The sequence below is a fragment of the Bradyrhizobium daqingense genome, assembly GCF_021044685.1.
GTDB lineage: Bacteria > Pseudomonadota > Alphaproteobacteria > Rhizobiales > Xanthobacteraceae > Bradyrhizobium > Bradyrhizobium daqingense.
Genome location: NZ_CP088014.1, coordinates 7,018,364 through 7,042,773, shown reverse-complemented (window position 1 = coordinate 7,042,773; position 24,410 = coordinate 7,018,364). Strand labels below are relative to the sequence as shown.

The window sequence follows — 24,410 nt, the reverse complement described above, 5'->3', positions numbered from 1 at the left end:
CTCGTCCCTATGGCCGAGTTGGCTCCGGCGTCGTCGCAACGAACACCGGCCGTGCGAGCTACGTCCTCGCCCATGCTCACGGCCGGCGGCATCGTTCTGGCCATCGGAGCCCTCTATCTCGGCCGTGAAATATTCGTTCCTTTTGCTCTTGCGATCCTGCTGAGCTTCGTTCTCACGCCTTTGGTCAATTGGCTGAGACGTTGGAAAGTGCCCCGCATTGCTGCGGTACTGATCGCCGTCTCCATTGCCTTTATCGTCGTTGCAGGGATCGCCTTGGTCGTTGGGCGCCAGCTGGTCCAGCTCGCCAGCAACCTTCCCAATTATCAGACCACCATCACCGACAAGATCCGCTCGTTGCAAAGCTCGGCGCCCGGCGGTGGGGTCGTCGACGCCGTCACTACGACGATGCAGGATCTGGGCAGAGAGATATCGGGAGACGAGAAGAAGCCGGGGAGCGCGCCGTCCCGGCTTGGCGCCGGCGGTGAGAGTCGGGAGCCCGTTACCGTACGGATGGAGCCGCCACAGCCGAGACCGCTGGAGCTCATTCGCTCTGTCATAGGGCCGTTGCTGGCGCCGCTGGCTACCTCCGGGTTGGTCGTCATCTTCGTGATCTTCGTGCTGCTCGAGCGCGAAGACCTGCGCGATCGCTTCATTAAATTGGCGGGAGCCGGTGACCTTCAGAAGAGTACTCAGGCCATCAACGATGCTGCGTCCCGGGTCAGCCGTTATCTGCTGATGCAGCTCGTTGTTAATCTGACTTACGGCGTGCCGATCGGTGTTGCACTCTACTTTGTTGGCGTCCCCAACGCGATTCTCTGGGGCCTCCTCGCAGCGGTACTTCGCTTCATTCCCTATCTCGGTCCTTTTATCGCGGCGATATTTCCTGCTGCCCTGGCCATCGCCGTCGATCCGGGCTGGACGATGCTGTTCTGGGTCGTCGGATTGTTCGTTACCGCTGAACTCGTCAGTAACAATGTCATCGAGCCTTGGCTTTACGGCTCCAGCACCGGGCTGTCATCTCTTGCAATCATCATCGCTGCGATTTTCTGGACGATGCTGTGGGGACCCGTCGGGCTGTTTCTGGCGACACCTTTGACCGTCTGCCTCGTCGTCATTGGGCGCTACGTCCCGCAGTTGGAGTTCTTGGGCATACTTCTCGGCAGCGACCCTGTGCTTGCGCCGGAGGAGCAACTCTACCAGCGTCTGTTGGCCGGCAACCTGGAAGAGGCGGTTGAGTTCGCCGAGAACTATGTCGACGAGTGTTCCTCGCGTGAGCTGTACGATAACGTCGGAATTCCAGCGCTGCGCTTGGCGGAGAATGATCGTCAGCGCAACAGCATCGATACCAACTACCGTCGTCTGGTTGCGGATACCGCTATCTCGGTTGTGCGGGAGGTTGACGACCATATCCGCGAGAAAGCGTCTGCAGTGACAGAGGGCAGTCACTCGGCGCAGCGACCATGCGTCCTTTGTCTCGCGGGACGCACGGAGCTCGATCATGCGGCGGCGGAGATGCTCGCGCAGGTGCTCGAGGAGCACGGCATCGGTGCCAAGGTCCTGCCGCCGATCGTGGTCAGTCGGGGAGCATTGGAGCAACTTGATCTGCAGGGCGTCGACGCGGTGTGCCTGTCTTACTTTCACCCGCAGCCGCAGGTCTATGCCCGCTATGTCTTTCGCCGCCTGCGCCGTCGGGCTCCCCAGGTGAAGCTGGCTGCCTGCTGCTGGAATTTGATCGCGGGAACGGAGCAGGCGGGAGAGCTCAAGACTCAAATGGCAGCAGACGCGGCTTTCGCCTCTCTCCAAGCCTGTGTCGAGCAGGTCGAAGCATGGGTCGGTCGCGCCGCAGCTCTGGGCGAGACGCCCCAGCTCACGGCCGACGCCGAACGTGCGCAGATCGCAGCGTTGCGCGGCCTGGGCTTGGACGCCTCGAAACGTCAGGACCTGGAGGAGGCGTCGAGAAAGGTTGCGCAGGCGTTCAACGTTCCGATCGCGCTGGTGACATTGGTCGACAATATCCAGCCGGCCGCCGCCGCTGACAGCCGCGCCCAAGACGTTCAAGCGGGTCTGCAGGGCAATCACGAGGGCTCCCTCGACGCGCATGTGATCGCTGCAGACGATATGCTGGTCTCGGAGGATGTCACCGAGGACCCGCGCTTCGCTGATGATCCGCATGTCTTGGAGAGGGGCATTCGCTTCTATGCGGGAGTCCCGCTACGGACTTCATCCGGTCATGTCGTAGGCTGCCTTTGTGTCATCGACACTCAGCCGCGGGAGTTCACCGACCAAGATCGTGACCGCCTGCAGGAGATGGCGAACCAATTGATGGTCGATATCCAGAGCGGTCGAGCGACCACAGGCGTCGAGTCGGATAGCTCGAGAGAGGTGCATCCCGCCCCCTAGCGGAGAGCAAACCGACCTTGCCGCCAAGAGTGCGTGGCACTAGCCGAACAGCCGCATCAGTAGCGCCTTGCCGACCGGGAGCGCCCTGACGCCCCGATAGGCGCGGACATACTCGCCGGCATAGAACGATCGGATCGCATGGACGCGCGTGTCCATGGCCTCCTCGAAGCGCACGGCGAATCCATCAGTGGTCCGTCGCACCACGATGGCCGCGATCGAGCGGCCGTAGATCTGGCACTCGACGGTGCTCCCAAGTGCCGGCGGATCAGGGTCGATCAGCCGCGCACCGGTGATCGAGATGTCGGCGAGCCGCGCGAGATGCGATCTGCCGTCCTGGCGCAGCAGCACCGGCTCGTTGCGATTGAAGCGCTCCGCCTTGCGCTTGCGCGGTTGCTCGATGCAGACGAAGCAGACCACGGTGAGGATGAACGCGTTGTAGAAGCTCCAGGCCAGCGCCAGTCCGCCATAGGCGATGTTCTCGCCGCGCTGGTGCAAGATGAAGGCATAGGCGATGGCCGCGAGCGTGATGAAAAGTGCACAGCCATAGATCCGCAGCAGCGGCCATTCGACAAATCGCCGGTCGCGATCGCCACCTTTCGCAGTGACCTTGAACTTGTGTCCCTTCGGTTTCAGCAGGCCGGTCGCCACCGCTTTGAGCACGGCGGGCGCGGCGATCAGCTGGGAAACATCCGTCATCATCGCGAGCGAGCGGCCGCGCGACAGCCAGGCCATGCTGAGGCCGTTCCAGACATAGAACGGCAGAAAGAGGCGCAATAGCTCGCTGAGATCGGCCCGCACCGCCTGGATGCCGAACAGCAGGAACAGCCAGGGCACCACGAGGCCCGCCACTTTCGAGGTGTAGACCGCCGACCAGCTCATGAAAGCATCGACCAGCGAAAGCCGGTCGACGAAGGACAGCTTCGAGCCCCGCGAGAGTGGTCCGCTGCGGCCGCGCACGATCTGCATCAAGCCGAGGCACCAGCGGGCGCGCTGGGTGATGTATTCCTTCAGCCCTTCCGGCGCGAGCCCGATCGTCAGGCGCTCGTTGAGATAGATGGTGTTGAGGCCGTGCTCCTTGAGGCGCAGCGTGACGAGATAGTCTTCCGTCACCGAATCGGTCGGAAAGCCGCCGATCTGCATCAGCCCGGAATAGCGGATGAGGGAGGAGGTGCCGCAGCAGAACGCGACGCCCCAGGCGTCCTTGGCCGGCATCAGGATGTCGAAGAAGAAGCGCTGCTCGTCGGGCCAGACGTCGGTCGCGGCGAGGTTGGTTTGGATCGGGTCGGGATTGATGAAGTGCTGCGGTGTCTGCACCACGCCGACCGACGCATCGTCCATGAGCGAGACGGTGCGCGCAAGGAAATCGGGCCGCGGCACGAAGTCCGCATCGAGGATGGCGACGAATTGCGGCCGCTCCGGCAGCGTCCCGACGTGCTTGAGTGCGTGATTGATGTTGCCGGCCTTGGCGTGGTGGTTGTCGGGCCGCGTCAGATAGTGGCAGCCAAGCTCGCCGGACAGCCGCCGCAGCCAGGGCCGCCGCCCGTCGTCGAGCACCCAGACGCGGTAATGGCCGTAGTCTATGCCGGTGGCGCCGATGATCGTGCGCTCAAGGATCCCTCGTTCCTCGTTGTAGGTGCAGATGAAGACGTCGATCATGGGTGCGCGCGGATCGGCGGCGCGGCGGTCGACCCTCGCGGCGCCGGTTCGGTCACGCGTGCGGCTCAGGAACAGCAGCGACAACGCGACCGCGACGAGCGAGGCCGCTTCCAGCAGCATGAAGGGATAGCCGATCGCGGCATCGACGGTCAGGCGCGGCGGCGGAAGCGTGGAGCTGACCCGCCAATAGAGGTAACGCAGCAGCAAGGCCACCGACACGATGGCCAGGAACGAGCGTGCCATCGTGCTGTCGCGCCTGAGCAGCGGCACGATCGCCATGAAGGCGCCGAGCGCGATCAGGCCGGGCGCCAGCGCCGCCGTCACGGTGCGGTCTCGTGCCGCGCAAACACGACGCGGCCGGTGCGTCCGACCGTGCAGGCGCGCGCCGCGGCATCGCGCGAGGCCACGGTCACGCGATAAGGCTCCTTGCTGAGCGCGTCCGGGTTGATGGCGAGATTGGCCGGCGCGCCTGCGGCGCCGGTCAGGTTGACCACGGTGCCGGAGATCGGCTCGCCGCCGTCGTTCGGCTCGAAAGTCGCGCGATCGCCGAGCTGCAGGCGATTGTAGACGCTCTCGGTGACGTTGGCGGTGATGACGGCGCCGCTGCAATCGAGCACCTTGAGCAGGGGCTGGCCGGCCTGCACGTCCTCGCCGGGCGAGGTCATCATCTCCCAGACGCGGCCTGCGACGGGTGTCGTAATGTTGGCTTCGGTGAGATCCGCGAAGCGGACCTCCTCGACGATAATCTCGTTGGCGAGCCAGGCAATCTCCGTGTCGGTGCGGGCGAGATCGGCCTCGAGGTCGCCGGCGCGCTGGCGCATCTCCTCCTCGCGCTGCACCGAGCTTGGCCGGTCGTTGTAGCTGTCGCCGAGGAAGGATCCGTTCCGGGCCGCGGCCAGCTCGACCTTGGCAGCGTCGAGCCGCTTGCGCGCACCGAGCTCCGTCTGCTGTGAGACCGAGAGCTCGCGCGTCAGCCGCGCCAACTCCACGGTCGAGACATTGCCGGATTTCGCTAGCGATGAGGCGCGTTCGACCGCGGCACTGGCCTCGTCCCGCCGCGCTGCCGCCGCTTCGATCGAGGTCTGGATCTCGGCGATGCGGGCTTCGAGCTGCAGCACGCGTCCGTCGCGGAATTGCGCGGCCTGCCGCGCCAGGTCCTTTTGCGCGGCCTGGGCCGAAGCGAGCTTCGCCGCAAGGCTCGGCCGCTCGTTCTCCAGGCGCGATTTCTGCCGCCGGAGATCGTCGAGCCGGGTGCGATCGCCGCGCGAGTTGAAGACGCGCAGAACGACGGTGCCGGCCTCGAGCCTGGCCTGGTCGGTGACGCGCTGGGCGGCCGCGACGCGACCACCGATCGGCGTGCGCAAGGTGACGAGGCGGGAATTCAGCACGGCCTCGACGCTCGAATTTTCCCAGATCGCGCGCAGTGGCAGCCAGCCGAACACGGCGACGATGGCGAGCCCGATCGCGACCTTGGCGCCGCGCCGCAGATGCGGCCAGCGGCGCCCCGGTTCTTGCTCGCTCTGCGTCTTGGCATGGCCGGCCTCGTCATTGGCGAAGAGGTGCTCGTGCAGGGAGTCCTGCAAACCCTTCGCATCAGTTTTGGCGTCGTGAGGGGAGGGAGCGGACGAGGGGGCGACGGAAGCGGCGCTCGAGCGGTCTACCATGGCGGTCACCTTGCTGACGGGAGGCCAACGGAACCGGTCAATGCACAAGTCCAATGCAGCGTGCCCGGTTACCGCGAGTTATGCGGAGATTGCGCTTTCTAGGTTGCTAAGCCTCCGCGTGTGTTTTTGTGTAAATCTCGGTCAAGCTTTAGTGGCGGCGGAAAGGCTGACTGGGCCGCTGGCCTCTGCGGCTCCACGACGCACGAACCTTGCAGCCGGCGGCCGCATTCATACCTCGAATGTGCCGGCCAGAGGTTCGCCCGCGGCCGCCCCAGGAGACGGCCATGAACTATTTTCGTACCGCAATGCTGCTCGCAGGTCTCACTGCCCTGTTCATGGGCGTGGGCTATCTGATCGGCGGTGCCTCGGGCGCCATGATCGCGCTCGTCATTGCCGCCGCGACCAACCTCTTCACCTACTGGAACTCCGACCGCATGGTGCTGTCGATGTACGGCGCCCATCAGGTCGACCGTGCCAGCGCGCCCGAGCTGGTCGGCCTCGTCGCCGAGCTTGCCGGCCGCGCAGCCCTGCCGATGCCGCGCGTGTTCGTGATGGACGAGATCCAGCCCAACGCGTTCGCGACCGGCCGCAATCCGCAGAATGCCGCGGTTGCCGTCACCACCGGCCTGATGAACCAGCTCAGCCGCGAGGAGCTCGCCGGCGTGATCGCGCACGAGCTCGCGCACATCAAGAATCACGACACGCTGCTGATGACGATCACCGCGACCATCGCCGGCGCCATCTCGATGCTCGCCCAGTTCGGCATGTTCTTCGGCGGTGGCAATCGCGAGAACAACAATGGTCTTGGCATCGTCGGCTCGATCCTGATGATGATTCTCGCCCCGCTCGGCGCCATGCTGGTGCAGATGGCGATCAGCCGTACCCGCGAATATGCCGCCGACAATCTCGGCGCGCGTATCGCGGGACAGCCGATGTGGCTGGCCTCGGCGCTGGTGAAGATCGAGGGCGCCGCGCATCAGGTGCCGAACTACGAGGCCGAGCGGAATCCCGCGACCGCGCACATGTTCATCATCAATCCGCTGTCGGGCCACGGCGTGGACAATCTGTTCGCGACCCATCCCTCCACCCAGAACCGTATCGCCGCGCTCCAGCAGCTCGCGGCCGAGCTCGGCGGGCGGGCCGCGCCCTCGGTCGGCGCCAACGAGAACTATCCGCCGCGGAGCCCGTGGGGACGCTCGTCGTCGCGTGGACCTTCACGCGGTCCTTGGGGCTGATGCGGAACCGGCGGGAATAAGCGCCCGGCTTTGTGATCTGGAGCACACTGGATCGTCGGAGCCGGTGTTAACACTTCGGCGAGACCATTTCTTCGAAAGGGGATGGGTGGCCGGCTCGCTGCCGGCCATCGTCGAAGATGACCAGAGCCGTCGTGCCATTGCTGATCGTCCTGTGCGTGCTCATCGGGCTGTCCACGCACATGGTCGTCAATTGCGGCGACGAGGACGATCCCGACATCTGCTCGGCCGTGATCGGCTTCTCGCCACTGCGCGGTTCGCTGATCGCCTTCGCCTATGAGGGGCGCGCGCGGATCGCCCTGCGCCGCGGTGACTTCAAACGTGCGATCGCCGATTTCGACGAGGCCATCCATCTCAATCCGAACCGCGGCTCGCTCTATCGCGACCGGGCGCTGGCGCGCCGGCAGAACGGCGAATTGGAGCTTGCGGTTGCGGATTACGACGAGGCGATCGCGCATGATCCCAAGCGCGCCACGGCCTATCACCAGCGCGGGCTCGCGCTCGCCGCCATGGGCGATCTCGACCGCGCCATTCTGAGCTACAACACGGCGGTCCGCCTCGACCCCGCGGATGCGCAGGCCCGCCTCGACCGCGGCCTTGCATTCCTGGCCCGCGGCCAGACCGACGACGCCCGCGCCGATTTCGAAGCCGCGCTGACGCTGCCTCTGGCGAAGGACAGCCGCGCGCATGAGACCGCCCGCGCAAAACTCGCCGAGCTCGCCAGCGGCGAGCCGACCCGGCTCGCCGCGCCGAGAAGGTGAGAGGGTTCTCTCCGCGAGTCCAGAATCGCAGGCTGGGCAAAGGCGCGCTTGCGCCGTGCCCACCATGCATCCAACGCTGCAACAGAAGTGGTGGGCGCGCTGCGCTTTGCCCACCTTACGAGACTTACTTCTTGGCTTTTACCTTTTTCGCCTTGGCGGCCTTCTTCGCCGGCTTCTCGTCCTTTGCCTTCTTCTTCGGCTTGGTCGCAACCGGCGTGCTGGCGGCAAGACGCATGGCGCGGGCGTAGCTGTCGGCGACGTTGTCGGCGGACATTTGCAGGCGCTTGGCGGCCGCGGTGGCCTGCTCCAGCGTGGCCTTGGCCATCATCTTGAAGCGGTCGCTGGCTTCCTTGCCCTTGGCCTTGGCCGCAAGGCCGTTGAAGCGGTCCCGCCGCTCCTTGGCGCGGGTCATGAGGCCCGTATGCAGCTGTCTGGCCAGTTGCCGGATCACGACATCCAGGTCGGCGTCCGCCATGTTGTTCTATCCCCTTCGAAAACGGTATCGATGCGGGCGGGACTATGCAGATCGGGCCCCCCCTTGGCAATTGCCGCCTGCGCGTCATCCGCAGCTTCCGACTCGCCGAACAAAAAGCCGCGCATGCTGCGCGGCTTTGATCTGGTTAGGCGCAGAAGATGCGGCGCCCGCCTCACTTCAGCGAGGCGACGGGCCCGCTCGTCGGCGCCGGGTCGGGGTCGAAGCCGAAGACGCCGACCAGGTATTTGTAATAGTCCGGCATCTTCTCCTTCAGCGCCTCGCGCGACTTCGGGTCGTGGAATTCGCTTTTCCCGGCCAGGAAGATGCTCGCGGTCACGGCAAAGAACTCCATGGGATTCTTCATCGCATAGGAGTCCTTGGGCAGCAGCTCCTTGGACTTGGCCAGGGCGAAATAGCCGATCACGCCCTTGTTGGCGTAGCCGTCCGGCAACAGCCGTGCGTGATAGGCGTGCAGGAGCTCGTGCAGCAGCACCGCCTCCTTCTCGTAGCGCATCATGTCCGGCCGCAGCATGATTACGCCGAGGCCCGAATCGACCGCGAGGTCGATGGCATTGGGATTGGTCCAGCGCTGCTTGTTCGGGTCCCAGACCGTCAGCGTCCGGGGCGCGCTGCGCTGGATGTCGGGCGTGACGCGGCCGTAGCATGCAGTCGCGGCGCCTTCGTCGAGGCAGGCGAGCTCGCTCGCCACGATCGGAACGGTGCGGAAGAAGCGCAGCACGCGCGGCGACAGGCCGACGCTCTCGACGACGTCGATCTGGGCCTTCAGATTGTTGGTGAGCTTGTCGACATCCTTTCGCTCGGAATTCTCCGACAGGTCGAACATGTAGCCGCGATAGCTCTGGAAGCCCGCCGGCAGCGGCTGCGCGGCTTCGGTGGACGCATCGAGCGACCCGGCAATGGATGGATTGGCGAAGAGCGCGCCAACGACGGTCGCTGTGAGCAGCAACGCAATGCGCATGATGAACCCCCTGATCTCACCTCGCCCGGTAGGATAGGCCACCGTCGTTTGCGAAACGTGAGTGGGGCGAGACTAAGGCGCCGATGTTGAGGCGTGCTTAATCCCTGGTTGCAGTTCGCAGCGGCGAATTAGTGCGGGGTTAACCAAGCGTGGATCGGCGGCGTGCTTCGGCGTAACATTCGCTACGGGCACCGGGCCCGAAAGTCCAGATAGCCGGTAGGAGGATGCCATGTATGCCGCCATCCGTCAGGCCAAGGCGAAAAGCGGGAGCGCGGAAGAGCTGGCGCGCCGCATCAAGGACGGCGCCGTTCCGATCATCAGCGATGTCGATGGTTTCCGCGCCTACTACGTCGTCTATGCCGGCGACGACACGGTGACGGCGATCTCGATCTTCGACAAGTTCGAGCAGGCGGAGGAGGCGAACCGGCGCGCGATCGCCTGGATCGAGAAGGATCTCGGGCCGCTGCTCGCCGGGCATGCGAGCGCGGCGGCCGGGCCGGTGATCGTGCATACCCTGGCATAGGCGTTAGGCAGATCAATCAAGCCGCATCCCCTACCGTCATGCCCCGCGAAGGCGGGGCATCCAGTACTCCGCGGGGCCTCGGCTCAATCACCGCGGCCGCGGAGTACTGGATCGCCCGCCTTCGCGGGCGATGACAGCGGTGGGTATGGCGTTCGCTTTTCGCCAAATACATGCTGCGCTTTACGGTGCCCGTTCCTCACAACTCCCGCGCATTCGAGAAGGCGAAGCTCGACACCCGCCGCGTCGTCTCGTCCAGAATGAGCGTGCGCGTGATCGGCGGCTCGGCGCGCTGGGCGCAGTTTTCGCGCTCGCAGAGCCGGCAGTTGACGCCGATCGGCGTGCCCTCGGTCTTCTCGAGGTCGATACCCGCCGCGTAGGTCAGGCGCGCGGCGTGACGGATCTCGCAGCCGAGGCCGATGGCGAAGCGCGGCTGCGGCAGGGGATGCGGAGCGACGGGGCGGCGTACCATCTGTGCGATCGAGAAATAGCGCGTGCCGTCCGGCAATTCGATCACCTGCTTGAGCAGGCGGTCCGGCGTGTCGAAGGTCGAATGCACGTTCCACAGCGGACAGGTGCCGCCGAATTTCGAGAACGGGAAGGTGCCGGAGGAGAAGCGTTTGGAGACGTTGCCGGCATTGTCGACGCGCAAGAGGAAGAACGGAATGCCGCGCGCGTTCGGCCGCTGCAATGTCGTGAGGCGATGGCAGACCTGCTCGAAGCCGGAGTTGAAGCGCTGCGCCAGCACGTGAATGTCGTAGTTCAGCGCTTCGGCTGCGGCGAGGAAGGCCGGATAAGGCATCATCACGGCAGCTGCGAAATAATTCCCGAGCGTGATGCGGAACAGCCGGCGTGGCGTATCGTCGAGCGGGCCGGCGCGGCCGATAATGGTCTCCAGGGCTTGCGCGCATTCGCCGAGGCCGAGCTGGAAGGCGAGCTGGAACGCGCGGCCGGGCGGGTCGACCAGCTCCGAGATCAGGAGCTGGCGGCGGTGGCGGTCGAAGCGCCGCAGCGTCTCGCGCATCACGTCGACGGGCATGATGCGGGTCTGGATCGAATGCTTTTCGCGCAAGCGGGCGGCCAGCGCTGCATAGAGCCCCTCGGCGGGCACGTTCAGTTCGTCGCGCAGATTTTCCGCGGCCTGCTCCAGCTCCGGAAAATAGTTGCGGTTGGCCTCGATCAGCTCGCGCACGCGCTCGACCGGATTGGCCTCATAGCGCGTGCCGACATCGCGGTCGGCCATCTGGGCCGCCGCCAGCGTCTCGCCCTGGCGCGCCTCGGCATAGGCGGCATAGAGCCGTTGCAGCGCATGGGTGACGCCGGGGCAGAGCTCGGCGAGATCGCGCAGTTCCTGCTTGGGAACGTCGATCTGGCGGAACAGGGGATCGGAGAAGATCTCGTTCAGCTCGGCGAAGAAGCGGTCTTCGTCGGCGGTGGCGAGGTCGCGCAGATCGAGGTCGTAGGTCTCAGCCAGCCGCAGCAGGATCTGCGCCGTCACCGGACGCTGATTCCGCTCGATCAGGTTGACGTAGCTCGGCGAGATCGACAGCCCCTCGGCGATCTGGGTCTGCGACAGCCCCAATTGCTGCCGGATCCTCCGGAAGCGCGGGCCGACGAACAGTTTCTTCCCGGACTCGGCAGGCATGCCTTTCATCTCCATCAAGGACAGCTATGCTGACCTATTGTTTACAAATTTTACAAAATAACATCTATTACATGTTCTGATGTTACATGACATCACCAATAAGAAACAAGGTCCCTGTACGAACTTTCCGTTTTCGCGTTTAGCTCCTGACACGCATTTCGCAATGCATTGTCAAGAATGTCGATGGCTTGGGTCATCGCCAGCGAAAGGATAAGGCTCATGAACTACCAGCCTCGCGGCATCAGCAACCTCCAGGGTCCGTCCTCGTATCAGGACGAGATCAAAGCGGCCCAGGCGCTCCTCGAGACCCAGCCGAGCTGGAACGGCGTGTCGGCCGAGGCCGTCGCGCGCATGCGCCTGCAGAACCGCTTCAAGACCGGCCTCGACGTCGCCCGCTACACTGCGGCGCTGATGCGCTCCGACATGGCGGCCTATGACAAGGACCCGACCAAATACACCCAGTCGCTGGGCTGCTGGCACGGCTTCATCGCCCAGCAGAAGCTGATCTCGGTCAAGAAGCACTTCGGCAAGACCGACCGCACCTATCTCTATCTCTCCGGCTGGATGATCGCGGCGCTGCGCTCCGAGTTCGGTCCGCTGCCCGACCAGTCGATGCACGAGAAGACCTCGGTGCCGGCCCTGATCGAGGAGCTCTACACCTTCCTGCGGCAAGCCGACTCGCGCGAGCTCAACGACATCTTCCGTCTGCTCGACAAGGCGCGCAAGGAAGGCGACAAGACCCGCGAGAAGGAGCTGATCGAGAAGATCGACAACTTCCAGACCCATGTCGTGCCCGTCATCGCCGACATCGACGCCGGCTTCGGCAATGCCGAGGCGACCTATCTGCTCGCCAAGAAGATGATCGAGGCGGGCGCCTGCGCGCTCCAGATCGAGAACCAGGTCTCGGACGAGAAGCAGTGCGGCCACCAGGACGGCAAGGTCACCGTGCCGCATGACGTCTTCCTCGCGAAGATCCGCGCCTGCCGCCACGCCTTCCTCGAGCTCGGCGTCGAAGACGGCATCGTCGTGACCCGCACCGACTCGCTCGGCGCCGGCCTGACGCAGCAGATCGCCGTCAGCCACAAGCCCGGCGACATCGGCGACCAGTACAACAGCTTCCTCGACTGCGAGGAAATCACCGCGGAGAACGCTCGCAACGGCGACGTCATCATCAACCGCAACGGCAAGATGATGCGCCCGAAGCGGCTGCCCTCCAACCTCTACCAGTTCCGCCCCGGCACTGGTGCAGACCGCTGCGTGCTCGATTGCATCACCTCGCTCCAGAACGGCGCCGACCTGCTCTGGATCGAGACCGAGAAGCCGCATATCGAGCAGATCGCCAGCATGGTCGATCGCATCCGCAAGGTCGTGCCGAACGCCAAGCTCGCCTACAACAATTCGCCGTCGTTCAACTGGACCCTCAACTTCCGTTGGCAGGTCTACGACGCCTGGAAGGAAGCGGGTAAGGACGTCAGCAAGTACAACCGTGCCGACCTGATGAAGGCGGAGTACGACGAGACGCCGCTGGCGCAGGAAGCCGACGAGCGCATCCGCACCTTCCAGGCGGATTCAGCCAAGCGCGCCGGCATCTTCCACCACCTGATCACGTTGCCGACCTATCACACGGCAGCGCTCTCCACTGACAATCTCGCCCGCGAATATTTCGGCGAGCAGGGTATGCTGGGTTACGTCAAGAACGTCCAGCGCGCCGAGATCCGTCAGGGTATCGCCTGCGTGAAGCACCAGAACATGGCCGGCTCCGACATTGGCGACGACCACAAGGAGTACTTCGCGGGCGAAGCCGCCCTCAAGGCGGGCGGCGCCCACAACACGATGAACCAGTTCGGCTAACGGCGGATCGGACCGGTCTGGACGCCAAGTCGGAGTCCAGGCCGGCCACGCACCTCAACAGGAGACTGACAATGACCAAAGGCAGCAATTTCTGGGTGATCGGCGGCGAGTTCGGTTCGATGAACTTCCACAAGCTCGTGGAAGGCTCGGCCCAGGTCAAAGGTCCGTTCAAGACCCGCAAGGAAGCCGAGGACTGCTGGCGCGAGGTCTCGGAAGAGAGCCGCCACAAGGCCGGCGTCCGCTTCTCCATCGTGGAAGAGCCTTCGCGCGTCTCGGCCTAAGGGCCTCGGCTGCCGACTGACTTAAGAAGACGTCCAAGGACGGATGGTCCCGTCCAGGCCCTGCCTGGGTGGGATCGTCTGTTTTTGGTACAGGTGAAACGTCTGTGGGCGCCGTAAGTATCTGGAATTGTGGACCCTTTGCTGGCGCTGTGGTTGCTGATAGGTTAACCGCGGTGTTTGAGGACGAGGCCGACAATGTCAGAGCCGGAAACCAGCGGGATCCATCCAAGCCAGCCGCGCCCGGTGCGGCTGCGCGATGCGTTGTTGCGCGCCCGGATCGAGGCTGCGGACCGGACCGGCGTGGTCGTGGATTTGCGCGATGCCGAGGTGGCGCGGCTGGAGATCCTGAACGACGCGCTCGATCCCCTGTTCGCGCAGGTACCTGATAAGATCGACCTGTTCGACCGCGGCATCAGCCAGGGTGATGCGCCGCGACTCTGGATCGACGTCGTCGCCCATATCATGATGGGGCGTGACAAGCGGATGTACCGCTTCGTCCAGGACACCCGCTTCGGCCGCATCGTGCTCGCCGAGTCGCACGACACCGCCGTCATCGTCGAAGCCGTCACCGACTATGTCGCCCGCCGCATGATCGAGCGCGAGCACGCGATGGTGGTCCCGCCCGAACCGCAATCCGCCGTCGCTCCGCCGCCGCGCCGCTCGCGCGTCTGGCCGTTCGTGTTCGGCTTCGTGCTCGGCGCTGCCGCACTGTTCGGCGTTGCCGTGCTGGCGACCCTGCAAAGCTGGTGAGGCTCTCTCGGTTGTCATTCCGGGGCATGCGAAGCATGAACCCGGAATCTCGGGATTCCGGGTTCGATGCTAACGCATCGCCCCGGAATGACGGTGTGACCTCAGATCAACCGCACATGCTTGATCTGCCCGACCTGAAATCCAGCCCCCAGGCTCCGCACCGTCTGCTCGCAGCGCCAGCCGGCATTGTCCTTTTCGACTCTCAGCAGATTGTACGCAGCCGCCGGATAGCGTCCGTGCGCGAGCGCGGAGGCCGAGGGGACGCCGAGCGCGGGAATGTTGCCGTTCGGCCCTTCGAACCACATCGTCGAATGGATGTGGTCGTGCCCATGCAGGATGAGCTCGACGCCGTGGCGCTTCAGGAGCGTGAGCAGGGCGGCCGCATCCGTCATCCGCTTTTGGCGCGCCAGGGATTTCAGCGGATGGTGCACCAGCAGCACCCGGAAGACGTCCTCCGCCGCGAGGCGCTCGAGGACCGCTTCGAGAGATGCGAGCTGATCGGGCCCGAGCGTCCCCGTCGCCATCAGCGGCAGCGTCGGCACCGCCGTGGACAGGCTGATCAGCGCGAGCGGCCCGCGCCGGCGCACGGCGGGGAAGGCCGCGGCATCAGGCGTGTCCGCGGCGATGTAGTGTAGGAACGTCTCGCCGAAGCGATGACGCGTCGCGCTGACATAGGCGTCGTGATTGCCAGGGATCGCAGTGACGCGGTCGGGCGGGCCGACGCTTTCGAGCCAGGCCAAGGCCGGCGCGAACTCGGCATCCAGTGCCAAGTTGACGAGATCGCCCGTCACCGCGATGTGGTCGGGCGCCTGGGCCTTCATGTCGGCAACCAGCGCATCGAGCACCTCGCGGCGCTGGTATTTGTACCGGTTGCGCGTCCAGTTGACGTAGCCGAGCGCGCGCTTGCCGGCGAGCTCGGTCAGCCGCGGCTTCGGCAAGGGTGGCAGATGCGGATCGGACAGATGGGCGAGCGTGAAGGGGGCCATGGCGCGCGATTGCCTCGCTATTGCTTCGCTGTAATGGCAAGGTCGCAGGGAAGACGCAACCCAAGCCTGAAATCCAAGCCTGCGCGAGCCAAGTCTGAGCAAGCGAGCAAGTCAAGTCTGAGCAAGTCGAGCCTGCAACGGGGTGTCAAGCCTGATGGGAGAACGATTGGACCGTGTCCGACGGAAAGCCGAGCCGCTGCTGCGGCGGATCTTCCACACCTATTTCCTGCTCGTCCGCGGCATGACACTCGGCGTCCGCGCCGTCGTGCTGGATGCGGAGAACCGGGTGTTCCTGGTCAAGCACAGCTACGTCTCCGGCTGGTACCTGCCGGGCGGCGGGGTCGACTTCGGCGAGACCATGGAACAGGCGCTGCGGCGCGAACTCAAGGAGGAGGGCGACATCGATTTGACCGGAGACGCCATGCTGCATGGCATCTACCTCAACAGCCACGTCTCCCGCCGCGACCACGTCGCGGTCTACGTGGTCAGGCAGTTCAGCCAGGACCGCCTTCCAGCACCTAACCGCGAGATCGTCGAATGCGGGTTCTTCGCGACCACCGCGCTGCCGGAGGGCACCACGCCCGGCACGCGGCTGCGGATCGCGGAAGTGCTGGGCGGCCGGCCTCCGATTGCGACGTGGCGCTGAGGGCGGCCTGTGCTAGTAACCGGCTCGAAGGATGCCACGGACATCGGATGAAGATTGCCAAATTCGCGTTCGGCCTGATCTGCCTTACGATCCTCGCCAGCAACATCGTCACGATGTCGCGCTGGAGCGAGGCGCGCGGGGTCTATGACGACATCTGCTATCTCCGGCAGGCGCACCTGTTCCAGCGCCTCGGCATCGGCGGGTTCAACACCAATACCGCGCTGGACGACGATGGCTATTTCGAAGGGAAGTTGAAGGAGATCGCCTTCGACGAGTGGCAGGATCAGAGCCGTTGGCCGTGCCACAATCCGATGCCGGGCGGCAAGCTCGTCCTGCAATATCCGCCGGGCACGGGATTCCTGCTGGCGCTGTTCCCTGAAGGCCGTCAGGTGGCGCCGCTCTACATTGCCGCAAGCCTGATCGTATGCGGCCTCGCTCTGTTTGGGATCTTCATGGCGCCGACGTTGACGTCGACCGTGGGCGCGGGTCTGTTCGGTGCGCTCGCCATCTATCTTATGATCAATCCGGCAAAGGCGAGCTATTCGATTGCGCCGACCATGGCGGTTTGCGCCCTCGCGGGATTCTTGACTGCGCTGTGGCTGATCAGGGACAAGCGCAGCGTGCTGCTGTTGGCACTGATTGGCCTCCTGCTCGGCGCGTCCGTCAGTTTCAGATTGCCGAACGCGCTGCTCGTCGCCGGCTATTGCCTGTTCCTGGCCGGCGCCTTCACATGGTCGCGGACGGTTTCGAGCTTCGTGCAGGGTCTCGCCTTCGGCATCGGCGTCCTCGTCGGCATGATCCCGACATTGGTTGCCCACGCCATCAATGCCGGCAGCCCGTTTGCCACCACCTATGGCAGCGTCGACGCGATCCCGCCGGGCTTCGACCTTGCCGTGCTCGGCCAATATCTGCGCGACATGCAGTTCGTGCTGATCGTGCTGGCGATCGGTTCGACGGCCTGGCTGTTCTTCGACGGAAAGCAGAGAGCGCGGCAAGTGGCCCTCGTCGTCGCCGGCAATCTCGCGGTCAATCTCGTCTTCTTCCTCAGCCACCCGATCTTCACGCCTTATTACATCGTGCCGATCACGATGCTGTCCCTATGGACCGTGTCATTCGCCTGGCTGATGCAGGCGGAAACGGCGCGTGAGGCGGTGGTCCCGGCTGGCCTGGAGGCGTTGCCGCGATGACTTTCGCGCCGCTTCGGATCGCCGTGCTGGTGCCCTGCTATAACGAAGAGGCGGCGGTCGCGACCGTCGTCGCTGGTTTCCGCAAAGTGCTGCCCTCGGCCGAGATCTATGTCTACGACAACAATTCGCGCGATCGCACGGTGACGGTTGCGCGCGACGCCGGCGCCATCGTGCGCAGCGAGCGGCGGCAGGGCAAGGGCCACGTCGTGCGCCGCATGTTCGCCGACGTCGATGCCGACGTCTATGTCCTGGTCGACGGCGATGCCACCTACGACGCGCCGAGCGCGACACGCATGATCGACAAGCTGCTCGACGAGCATCTCGACATGGTGGTCGGGCTCCGCATCGACCAGTCGCAGGCCGCCTACCGTCTCGGCCACCGCACCGGCAACCGCATGTTGACCGGCTTTCTGGCATGGACCTTCGGCCGTGACTTCCAGGACATCCTGTCGGGCTACCGCGTGTTCTCGCGCCGCTTCGTCAAATCCTTCCCCGTGCTGTCGGACGGTTTCGAGATCGAGACCGAGCTTGCGGTCCACGCGCTGGAATTGTCGCTGCCCGTCACCGAGATCGAGACGCCGTATTACGCGCGTCCCGAGGGCTCGTTCTCCAAGCTCAACACCTGGCGTGACGGCTTTCGCATCCTCGGCACCATGCTCAAGCTCTATCGCGCGGAGAAGCCGCTGCGTTTCTTCGGCGCCATTGGAATTGTCCTGGCCGTGGTGTCGATCGTGCTCTCGATCCCGATCGCGATCACCTTCATCGAGACCGGCCTCGTGCCGCGGCTGCCGACCGCCGTGCTGTCGATGGGTCTCATGATCATGGCGATGCTGTCGGGCTCGTCCGGGCTCGTGCTCGACACCGTGACGCGGGGCCGGCGGGAGATGAAGATGCTGGCCTACCTGGCCCAGCCGGCCCCGAAAAGGATCTGAACTCAGGGCCGCGCCCATGGACCTCCACATGCGCAAATGCTACTCCGCCGGATGACATGAACGATCTCTCACTGACCATCCTTCCCGAGGCCGCTGGCGATGCCCAGGCGGTCGAGCGGCTGCATGAGCGTACCTTCGGTCCCGGCCGTTTCGTGCTCAGCGCCTACAGGATTCGCGAGCACGTCGACCATTTGCTCGACCTGTCCTTTACCGCACGCATCGGCACGTTGCTGGTCGGCTCCGTCAGGCAATTGCCGATCCTGATCGGCGATACGCCGGCACTGCTGCTCGGACCGCTCACCGTCGAGCCGCCGTTCCGCGACCGCGGCATCGGCCGGCTGTTGATGGAACGCGCGCTGAAGGACGCCAAGGCGAAAGGCCACGCCATCGTGCTCCTGGTCGGTGACGAACCCTATTACAGCCGCGTCGGTTTCAAACAGGTCGCCAAGGGCCGCGTCACCATGCCGGGGCCGGTCGACGCAGCCCGCATCCTCGTGTTCGAGCTCGTCGACGGCGCCTTCGAGGGCGTGTCGGGGCAGGTGGGGCCCGACTGGAGCAAGGTGCGGGGATAGCCCGGTTTCGACGCTCTCATACGGAGTATCGACGATGCAGGTGCGGCCGGCTGACATCGCTGAAATCGATCATCTCGCACGATTGTGGCATGACGTCTGGCATGAATCGCATGCGGCGCTTGCGCCGCCTGAGCTGGTCCGCCTCCGCACGCTCTGGAGCTTTCGCGATCGGCTGTCAGCCATGCTTTCCGATGTCCGCGTCGTCGGCCCGGCCGGCGCGCCGCTCGGCTTGTGCGCCATCAGGGGAGACGAATTGTACCAGCTCTTCGTCTCGTCAAAAGCGCGCGGGCTCGGTGCGGCCGCGGCGCTGATCGCCGATGCAGAGGCCCGACTCGCCGCGCGCGGAGTGGAGCTGGCCTGGCTGGCATGCGCCGTGGACAATCACCGCGCCGCGCGGTTCTACGAGAAAAGCGGCTGGCGAATGGCAGGCACGTTCGTGATGCTGTCGGAAACGTCGAACGGACCCTTCCCGGTCGACCAGTGGCGCTTCGAAAAGCGGCTCGCGCCTTCGTAGCCCGATGGGGCCTCATCCCTTCGTCATTGCGAGCGCAGCGAAGCAATCCAGAATCTTTCCGCAGAGGCGGTCTGGATTGCTTCGTCGCAAGAGCTCCTCGCAATGACGGTGCAAGCCGGAGGCCGGCTTGAACCGCATCAGAATTTGAAGTTCGCGAATGCCCGGACGCCGATGCCGGGCAACAGGACCTGGTCCTTGTTGAAGGAGACCGCATTGCGGATGTTCTCGTTCAGCAGGTTATTGCCGACGAACCCGACATGCATCTCGCGCGCTCCGAACCAGCTTTGATCGAGCTTGGTCTTGTAGCTGACCTCGGCCCTCAGCAGGTTGTAGCCAGGCGTCGGCGTCTCCGCGATCGGTGCGATGTCGTTTTGCGCGAATGCGTGCAGCAGGTTCATCCTCGCAAACCAGTTGGCGTCGCGATAGTACACACCACCGCCCAGCCGCTGAGGCGGAATGCGGGGCACGTTGGTGCCGCCATCGAAGGTCGCGCGCACGATGTCGTATTGACCTTCAATGCCCCAGATCCCGTTCCAGACCGGCATCACGTCGTACTGGAACTGGAATTCCCCGCCACGAAACGTTGCGTCGCGCTGCGAATAGACCGCCTGATTCAATTCGAGGCCCGGGCCAAGCTGGCAAACGCCGTCCTCACACGTGTTGCCGGTCAGGCGCCGGTAGATGAAACCATTGAATTTGGTGTAGTAGCCCGTGAGTTCGAAGCGAAGCGGCCCTATCGCTCGTCGCAGGCCCGCCTCGACCGACTTGGCGGTCTCGATGCCAAGATTGGGATTGCCTATGTCGAAAGTGGTGGTGGCGTCGTGGCCGCCGCGCGAAAACAATTCCGCCGGTTTCGGCGCACGTTCGACATATTGGCCGGTGATGCTCGCGACCAGATCCCAAGGAAGGTTGTGGATCAGGCCGATGCTTCCGCTCACCGGCGTGAAGTTGCGGTTGAACGCCGTTGCAGGGCCGATCGCGGCCGGATCGGCGGTGAGGTCGAACACATCGGGGACGAAGGCTGGCGCCGTGCCGCTCAGCCTTGCGTTCTCGACGCGCCCGGCGATCTGAGCCTTGGTAGCTTCGCTGAATTTGAACTCGTTGAAGATGTACCCGGCGACCTTTGTGTTCTTGTTCGGATCGAACAGTCCGTTGATCGGGCTGCCCGGATCGTCCGGACTCGGCGCGGTCAGCTTCTGGTGCGACGCCTGAACGCCCACAGCGGTGGTCAGCGCAGCAAAGCGGACGTCGAACGGCGCGAGCTGCACCTCGACGCGGCCTTCCTGTTCCTTGTTGGTGAAGGTCTGTCTCACGCCGAGGGAGGCGAGGTCGGCAGAGTCGGCGAGCCCGACCTCATCGTGCTTATAGTCGGTGGCGCTGGCCCAGAATCGGATCGCATCGATCGCCGCAGCGTCCGGCCGGTATTCGCCTTTTGTCGTGAATTTGGTTTGCCGTCCATCGATCCGCGTCAGGAACTCGCTGCCCTCGATACCGGGGATGTGGTAGAGCGCGTTGTGCTGCGTGATCGCAGCACCAACGTAGCCGCCATCGAAGATGTAGGAGCCACCGACGGATCCGCCGTAGGCCTGCGATGCCGAATTCGGCTGTCGCCCGTTGAAGGGCAGCGTCGGGTCGGTCAAAAACGGGTAGCTTGGGATGCTGTAGTCGCCGCCCTTGCGGCCAAAGGCATCGGCGTGGACGGCAAAGTTACCGCCGCCGGCGTCGAGCAACACGGCACCTTCGGCCCCGCGATCGACCGAAGTCACTGCCGTCCGCGTCTCCGCGGTGATGCAGCCCGGCGATCCGACGTTTGCCAGCGGCGCCTTGGTCGGGAGCCCGTAAGTCGAAAAGGGCGCCGTGCAGGACGGCAAGGCATCCGGAATTCGATTGTTGGTTGCGCTCACCACGCCGCCGATCGCGGTGGAGCCGTAGCGCAGCGTCGCCGGTCCGCGGATGACCTCGACCTGGTTGGTTGCCAGCGGATCAATCGGCACGAAGTGATCCTCGCCGAGATCGGACGCGCCGTTGCTGCCCGTTCCGTTCTCGACAATGCCGACACGGTTGGTGTCGAGGCCGCGAATGATCGGGCGGCTGGATGCGCCGGGTGCGAATTCAGAGCCGGTGATGCCGGGCTTCGAGAACAGGAGATCGCCGAGAGTGCCGCCACCCTGGCGGCGGATCTCCTCGTTCGGCACCACCGTGACCGTCGCGAACTGGTCGGTGACAACAGGCAGCACGCCCTGCTGGGGCGCGGCGGCGGGGGCTGCTGCCGGCGTTGCTTCCGCGGGGGGCTGCTGGCTGCGAACGCGTGCGGTCCGGGTGGGGCGGACCGGACTGCGCGTCGGCACCACCGCTCTGCGCACGATGGGGCTCGGCGCCGTTACCGTGACGGCCGGGAGTTCGGTCGACGAGCCGCTTTGGGCGAACGCCGGCGTGGCGGCGGCACCGAGCAGGAGCAGGCTTGCTCCGCCAAGACGCTGCGCGCGTCGCAATTGAAATGACATGGTCCTGATTCCAGCCAGGCCGTCCGCATGGGGTCTGTTGATCGGAGGCGGCCTGCCGTCGCGGCGCGACGGAATTCGACTTCAACTTGTCCCAGGCAATCGCCTGAAGACGGCGAGGCTGGGCGTGATCAAGCGTTGGAAGTCAGGACGCGGGAGGGGCGCGGGGCTGGAATGCCGTGCCGGCCGATTTCAGATGGATGAATTCGGCATCGGTGGTGCGATGGAGCAGCTCGATCGCCTGCGGCAGCAGCAGCACGGGCGGCGTTGCCGACATGACGGTGCCCGCCATCGCAATGATGGCGCAGATGGCGCAATTGTCCTCGCCCTGATGATCGCGGTCATGGCCTGCCGGCGATTGCTTCTGGACCGCGGCGCGGTCGATCGCAGCCGCGCCCTTGGCGCTGTCCTGGGCGCCACTATCGGTCTGTTGGGCCGAGGATTGCGCAAGGGCGGCCTGCGCGAACCAATGGCTGTGGCCGAACGTCAGCGCGAACTGCACCAGCAGCGCGAAGAACGCGAGCCGGGCGCCGTGCCTGATATTCGACCGGAACCACTTCATCGGAAAAGCCACCCCCAACACCGAACGCCAATCCCCGGGCCTCTCGATGTTATAGTGTAACATCGCCTGATCGGTTCACCGATGTCAACGCCAGGCGGATCGGCGCGCGCAAGCCGCCGACCCGATGTGTCGTTCCGGCAACTAGCGCCCTTCGCGGGCCCAGGTCGCGGCGAAGGCACCCAGCAGCAGCAACAGCCCGATCACGCCGGCGAAGATTGGCAGCACGCCGACGCCTTTCACCACGCTGGCATCGCGCATCCGCACGCCCATCCAGCCGTCGCCATGGAACATGCCCACCGAGCGCACCGGCAGGATGCGCGGCAGCTCGACATTCGAGCCGCTGGCCACGCGAACGGCGTCGCCGCCGGTCGCCTGTGTCAGCGGCTTCAACGTCTCGGTAGTGGAGGTGACTTCAGAAAACTCCTTCGGATTGGTCGGGCCGACATTGATCAGCGCCTTCAGCGTGCCGTCGGTCGCCTGCCACAGGCCGAGTTCGCTCGCCGGCAGGCTGGCGCGCCATTCGCCGGGATCGCCGGGGCTGAGCGTGAGGTCGTGCGACACGCCCGACGGCGATGTGACGCTCACGGGCTGGACGCTGTCCGACATGGTCTGGCGCACCACGACGAGGTTCTTGCCCTGCACCTGGAGCCGGAGCGCCTCTTCGTCGAGATCCGGCTGCTTCATCAGCCAGTGCGACGTCCGCCTGAGCAGATCGAGATGCGGGCCGCCGCCTTCATAGCCGCGTGCCCACAGCCAGATGTGGTCGGACAGCAAGAGCGCGACGCGGCCCTCGCCGAAGCGTGACAGGAACAGCAGCGGCTTGCCGTCGACGCCGGTCATGACCGGCGGATTGACGGCATTGCGGGTGTCGACGGTGCGGAAGAACCGGCTCCAGCGCGGCGGCTCGCTGCCCGAACCCTCCAGCCCGCGCGTGACCGGATGACGTTTGCCGATGTCGGACAGATGCGCATAGAACGGCTTCTCCGTCACACCGACGGGTTCGGCCGGCAGCACCGAATCCAGCGGCGTGCGCCAGATGCTGGTGTTGGAGGCGTAGTCTGGACCGGCCGAGACCAGCACCGCGCCGCCGCCGCGGACATAGCGCGCGATGTTGTCGAAATAGGCGATCGGCAGCACACCCTGGCGGGCGTAGCGGTCGAAGATGATCAGCTGGAATTCGTTGATCTTCTGCTGGAACAGCTCGCGGGTCGGAAACGCGATCAGCGATAATTCGTTGATCGGCGTGCCGTCCTGCTTCTCCGGCGGCCGCAGGATGGTGAAATGCACGAGATCGACGCTGGCGTCGGACTTGAGCAGGTTGCGCCAGGTCCGTTCGCCCGAATGCGGCTCGCCCGAGACCAGCAGCACGCGAAGCTTGTCGCGCACGCCGTCGATGGCGACCACGGCGCGGTTGTTCACCGGCGTCAATTCGCGTTCGAGCGGCGAGGCTTCGATCTCGACGATGTTCGGCCCGGCATGTTTGATGTCGACGTCGACGCTGGCGGCCTGGCCGCTGGAGAGCGTGCGCTCGTTGATGACCTCGCCGTCGCGACGGACCGTGACCTTGGCACGCTCGCCGGAGACGCCCTGATCGTCGAGCCGGTAGCTGATGGTCTGGGTCTGCCCGACGATGCCGAAGCGCGGCGCTGCCGTGATCGCGATGCGGCGGTCGCGCTCGTCCTTCTGTCCGGTGACCAGCGCGTGCACCGGCGCCTGGAAGCCGAGCGCGGCGGCGTTTGCCGGAATGTCGTGGACGCGGCCGTCGGTGATCAGGAACGCGCCGGCGACGCGGTCGACCGGCACGTCCGACAAGGCCGAGGCGAGGGCGCCGAACAGCTTCGTGCCGTCGGTCTCGCCATCGGCCTGGCCAGCGTCGACGACGCGGACCTCGAGGCCCTTGATCTTCTTCAGGCTGTCGACCAGCGCTTCCTGCGCCTGCGCGGCCTCGCGGTTGCGGTTGCCGAAATTCTGGCTCGGGCTCTTGTCGACGATGACGGCGGCGACGGAAGTGAGGGGATCGCGGTCCTCGCGGGTGAAGGACGGATTGGCGAGGGCCAGCAGGAACAGCGCCAGCGCCGCGACACGGACGGCGGCACCGCGCGCCCGCGCAACCAGCAGCACGAGCGCAACGACGACGATCGCGGCGAGCGCGAGCCACAGCACGATGGTGGGAACGAGCGGGGTGAACGCGATACCGTAGTTCATGTCGTCACTCTCTCGGCCTCGTCATGGCCGGGCTTGTCCCGGCCATCCACGGATTGCCATGCGGCACGAA

Annotated in this window: 21 protein-coding genes; 12 read left to right on the top strand and 9 right to left on the bottom strand. The window is 65.1% G+C overall.

The window, feature by feature from the left end; translation table 11 throughout:
* Nucleotides 1-72: 72 nt before the first annotated feature.
* A complete protein-coding gene (locus LPJ38_RS33675; protein WP_231088483.1) occupies nucleotides 73-2,400 on the top strand; it encodes an AI-2E family transporter in 2,328 nt (775 codons plus the stop codon).
* 39 nt (nucleotides 2,401-2,439) lie between these two features.
* Here LPJ38_RS33675 and LPJ38_RS33670 read toward each other — a convergent pair whose 3' ends face one another.
* Complete coding sequence (locus LPJ38_RS33670; RefSeq protein WP_145638902.1) at nucleotides 2,440-4,380, bottom strand: glycosyltransferase; 1,941 nt, start codon at nucleotides 4,378-4,380, stop codon at nucleotides 2,440-2,442.
* Entirely contained in the window at nucleotides 4,377-5,720 is a 1,344-nt protein-coding gene (locus tag LPJ38_RS33665; protein WP_145638900.1) for an HlyD family secretion protein, read from the bottom strand. Before LPJ38_RS33665 ends, LPJ38_RS33670 begins: the two co-directional genes overlap by 4 nt.
* 284 nt (nucleotides 5,721-6,004) lie before the next feature.
* On the opposite strand from LPJ38_RS33665, the gene htpX reads away from it, so the two are divergent.
* On the top strand, nucleotides 6,005-6,955 hold the full coding sequence (gene htpX / locus LPJ38_RS33660; RefSeq protein ID WP_145638898.1) for a zinc metalloprotease HtpX: 951 nt from the start codon (nucleotides 6,005-6,007) through the stop codon (nucleotides 6,953-6,955).
* Between the two features lie 137 nt (nucleotides 6,956-7,092).
* A complete protein-coding gene (locus tag LPJ38_RS33655; protein WP_145638897.1) occupies nucleotides 7,093-7,734 on the top strand; it encodes a tetratricopeptide repeat protein in 642 nt (213 codons plus the stop codon).
* A gap of 124 nt (nucleotides 7,735-7,858) precedes the next feature.
* Here the strand turns inward: LPJ38_RS33655 and LPJ38_RS33650 are convergent, their stop codons facing one another.
* The gene (locus tag LPJ38_RS33650) at nucleotides 7,859-8,209 is read right to left on the bottom strand and encodes a hypothetical protein (protein WP_145638894.1); all 351 of its coding nucleotides are present in this window, start codon (nucleotides 8,207-8,209) and stop codon (nucleotides 7,859-7,861) included.
* Between the two features lie 172 nt (nucleotides 8,210-8,381).
* Nucleotides 8,382-9,188 (bottom strand): zinc-dependent peptidase, encoded by an 807-nt coding sequence (locus LPJ38_RS33645; protein ID WP_167520626.1) that lies wholly within the window; start codon nucleotides 9,186-9,188, stop codon nucleotides 8,382-8,384.
* 229 nt (nucleotides 9,189-9,417) lie between these two features.
* On the opposite strand from LPJ38_RS33645, the gene LPJ38_RS33640 reads away from it, so the two are divergent.
* Nucleotides 9,418-9,711 carry an antibiotic biosynthesis monooxygenase gene (locus LPJ38_RS33640; protein WP_014497428.1) on the top strand — a complete coding sequence of 98 codons (294 nt, stop codon included), beginning with the start codon at nucleotides 9,418-9,420 and terminating at the stop codon, nucleotides 9,709-9,711.
* A gap of 196 nt (nucleotides 9,712-9,907) precedes the next feature.
* Here the strand turns inward: LPJ38_RS33640 and LPJ38_RS33635 are convergent, their stop codons facing one another.
* Nucleotides 9,908-11,353: a helix-turn-helix domain-containing protein gene (locus LPJ38_RS33635; protein ID WP_145638890.1), complete on the bottom strand. Its 1,446-nt coding sequence runs from the start codon at nucleotides 11,351-11,353 to the stop codon at nucleotides 9,908-9,910.
* Nucleotides 11,354-11,572: 219 nt separating this feature from the next.
* Between LPJ38_RS33635 and LPJ38_RS33630 the strand changes: the two genes are divergently transcribed.
* The 3 genes from LPJ38_RS33630 to LPJ38_RS33620 all read left to right on the top strand — a co-directional run bounded on the left by LPJ38_RS33630 (nucleotide 11,573) and on the right by LPJ38_RS33620 (nucleotide 14,235).
* A complete protein-coding gene (locus LPJ38_RS33630; protein ID WP_145638888.1) occupies nucleotides 11,573-13,204 on the top strand; it encodes an isocitrate lyase in 1,632 nt (543 codons plus the stop codon).
* 71 nt (nucleotides 13,205-13,275) lie between these two features.
* Nucleotides 13,276-13,485, top strand: coding sequence for a DUF4170 domain-containing protein (locus LPJ38_RS33625; RefSeq protein WP_008560963.1), 210 nt, complete (start codon nucleotides 13,276-13,278; stop codon nucleotides 13,483-13,485).
* 195 nt (nucleotides 13,486-13,680) lie between these two features.
* A complete protein-coding gene (locus LPJ38_RS33620) occupies nucleotides 13,681-14,235 on the top strand; it encodes a hypothetical protein (protein ID WP_167520625.1) in 555 nt (184 codons plus the stop codon).
* Nucleotides 14,236-14,336: 101 nt separating this feature from the next.
* Here the strand turns inward: LPJ38_RS33620 and LPJ38_RS33615 are convergent, their stop codons facing one another.
* Nucleotides 14,337-15,221: a metallophosphoesterase family protein gene (locus LPJ38_RS33615; protein WP_145638885.1), complete on the bottom strand. Its 885-nt coding sequence runs from the start codon at nucleotides 15,219-15,221 to the stop codon at nucleotides 14,337-14,339.
* A gap of 154 nt (nucleotides 15,222-15,375) precedes the next feature.
* On the opposite strand from LPJ38_RS33615, the gene LPJ38_RS33610 reads away from it, so the two are divergent.
* From LPJ38_RS33610 to LPJ38_RS33590, 5 genes are read left to right on the top strand one after another with little or no spacing between them, the layout of a single operon-like run.
* Complete coding sequence (locus tag LPJ38_RS33610) at nucleotides 15,376-15,867, top strand: NUDIX domain-containing protein (protein WP_145638883.1); 492 nt, start codon at nucleotides 15,376-15,378, stop codon at nucleotides 15,865-15,867.
* Between the two features lie 47 nt (nucleotides 15,868-15,914).
* On the top strand, nucleotides 15,915-17,054 hold the full coding sequence (locus LPJ38_RS33605; RefSeq protein WP_145638880.1) for a hypothetical protein: 1,140 nt from the start codon (nucleotides 15,915-15,917) through the stop codon (nucleotides 17,052-17,054).
* Entirely contained in the window at nucleotides 17,051-17,986 is a 936-nt protein-coding gene (locus LPJ38_RS33600) for a glycosyltransferase family 2 protein (RefSeq protein WP_145638878.1), read from the top strand. Before LPJ38_RS33605 ends, LPJ38_RS33600 begins: the two co-directional genes overlap by 4 nt.
* Before the next feature lie 56 nt (nucleotides 17,987-18,042).
* Entirely contained in the window at nucleotides 18,043-18,558 is a 516-nt protein-coding gene (locus tag LPJ38_RS33595; RefSeq protein ID WP_145638876.1) for a GNAT family N-acetyltransferase, read from the top strand.
* A 34-nt stretch (nucleotides 18,559-18,592) separates the two neighbouring features.
* A complete protein-coding gene (locus LPJ38_RS33590) occupies nucleotides 18,593-19,072 on the top strand; it encodes a GNAT family N-acetyltransferase (RefSeq protein ID WP_145638873.1) in 480 nt (159 codons plus the stop codon).
* A 137-nt stretch (nucleotides 19,073-19,209) separates the two neighbouring features.
* Here LPJ38_RS33590 and LPJ38_RS33585 read toward each other — a convergent pair whose 3' ends face one another.
* The 3 genes from LPJ38_RS33585 to LPJ38_RS33575 form a co-directional block, all read right to left on the bottom strand.
* Nucleotides 19,210-21,576 carry a TonB-dependent receptor gene (locus LPJ38_RS33585; RefSeq protein WP_145638871.1) on the bottom strand — a complete coding sequence of 789 codons (2,367 nt, stop codon included), beginning with the start codon at nucleotides 21,574-21,576 and terminating at the stop codon, nucleotides 19,210-19,212.
* A gap of 142 nt (nucleotides 21,577-21,718) precedes the next feature.
* Nucleotides 21,719-22,135, bottom strand: a complete 417-nt coding sequence (locus tag LPJ38_RS33580; RefSeq protein ID WP_167520624.1) for a DUF2946 family protein — start codon at nucleotides 22,133-22,135, stop codon at nucleotides 21,719-21,721.
* 141 nt (nucleotides 22,136-22,276) lie between these two features.
* A complete protein-coding gene (locus LPJ38_RS33575) occupies nucleotides 22,277-24,340 on the bottom strand; it encodes a hypothetical protein (RefSeq protein WP_145638867.1) in 2,064 nt (687 codons plus the stop codon).
* Nucleotides 24,341-24,410: the final 70 nt, after the last annotated feature.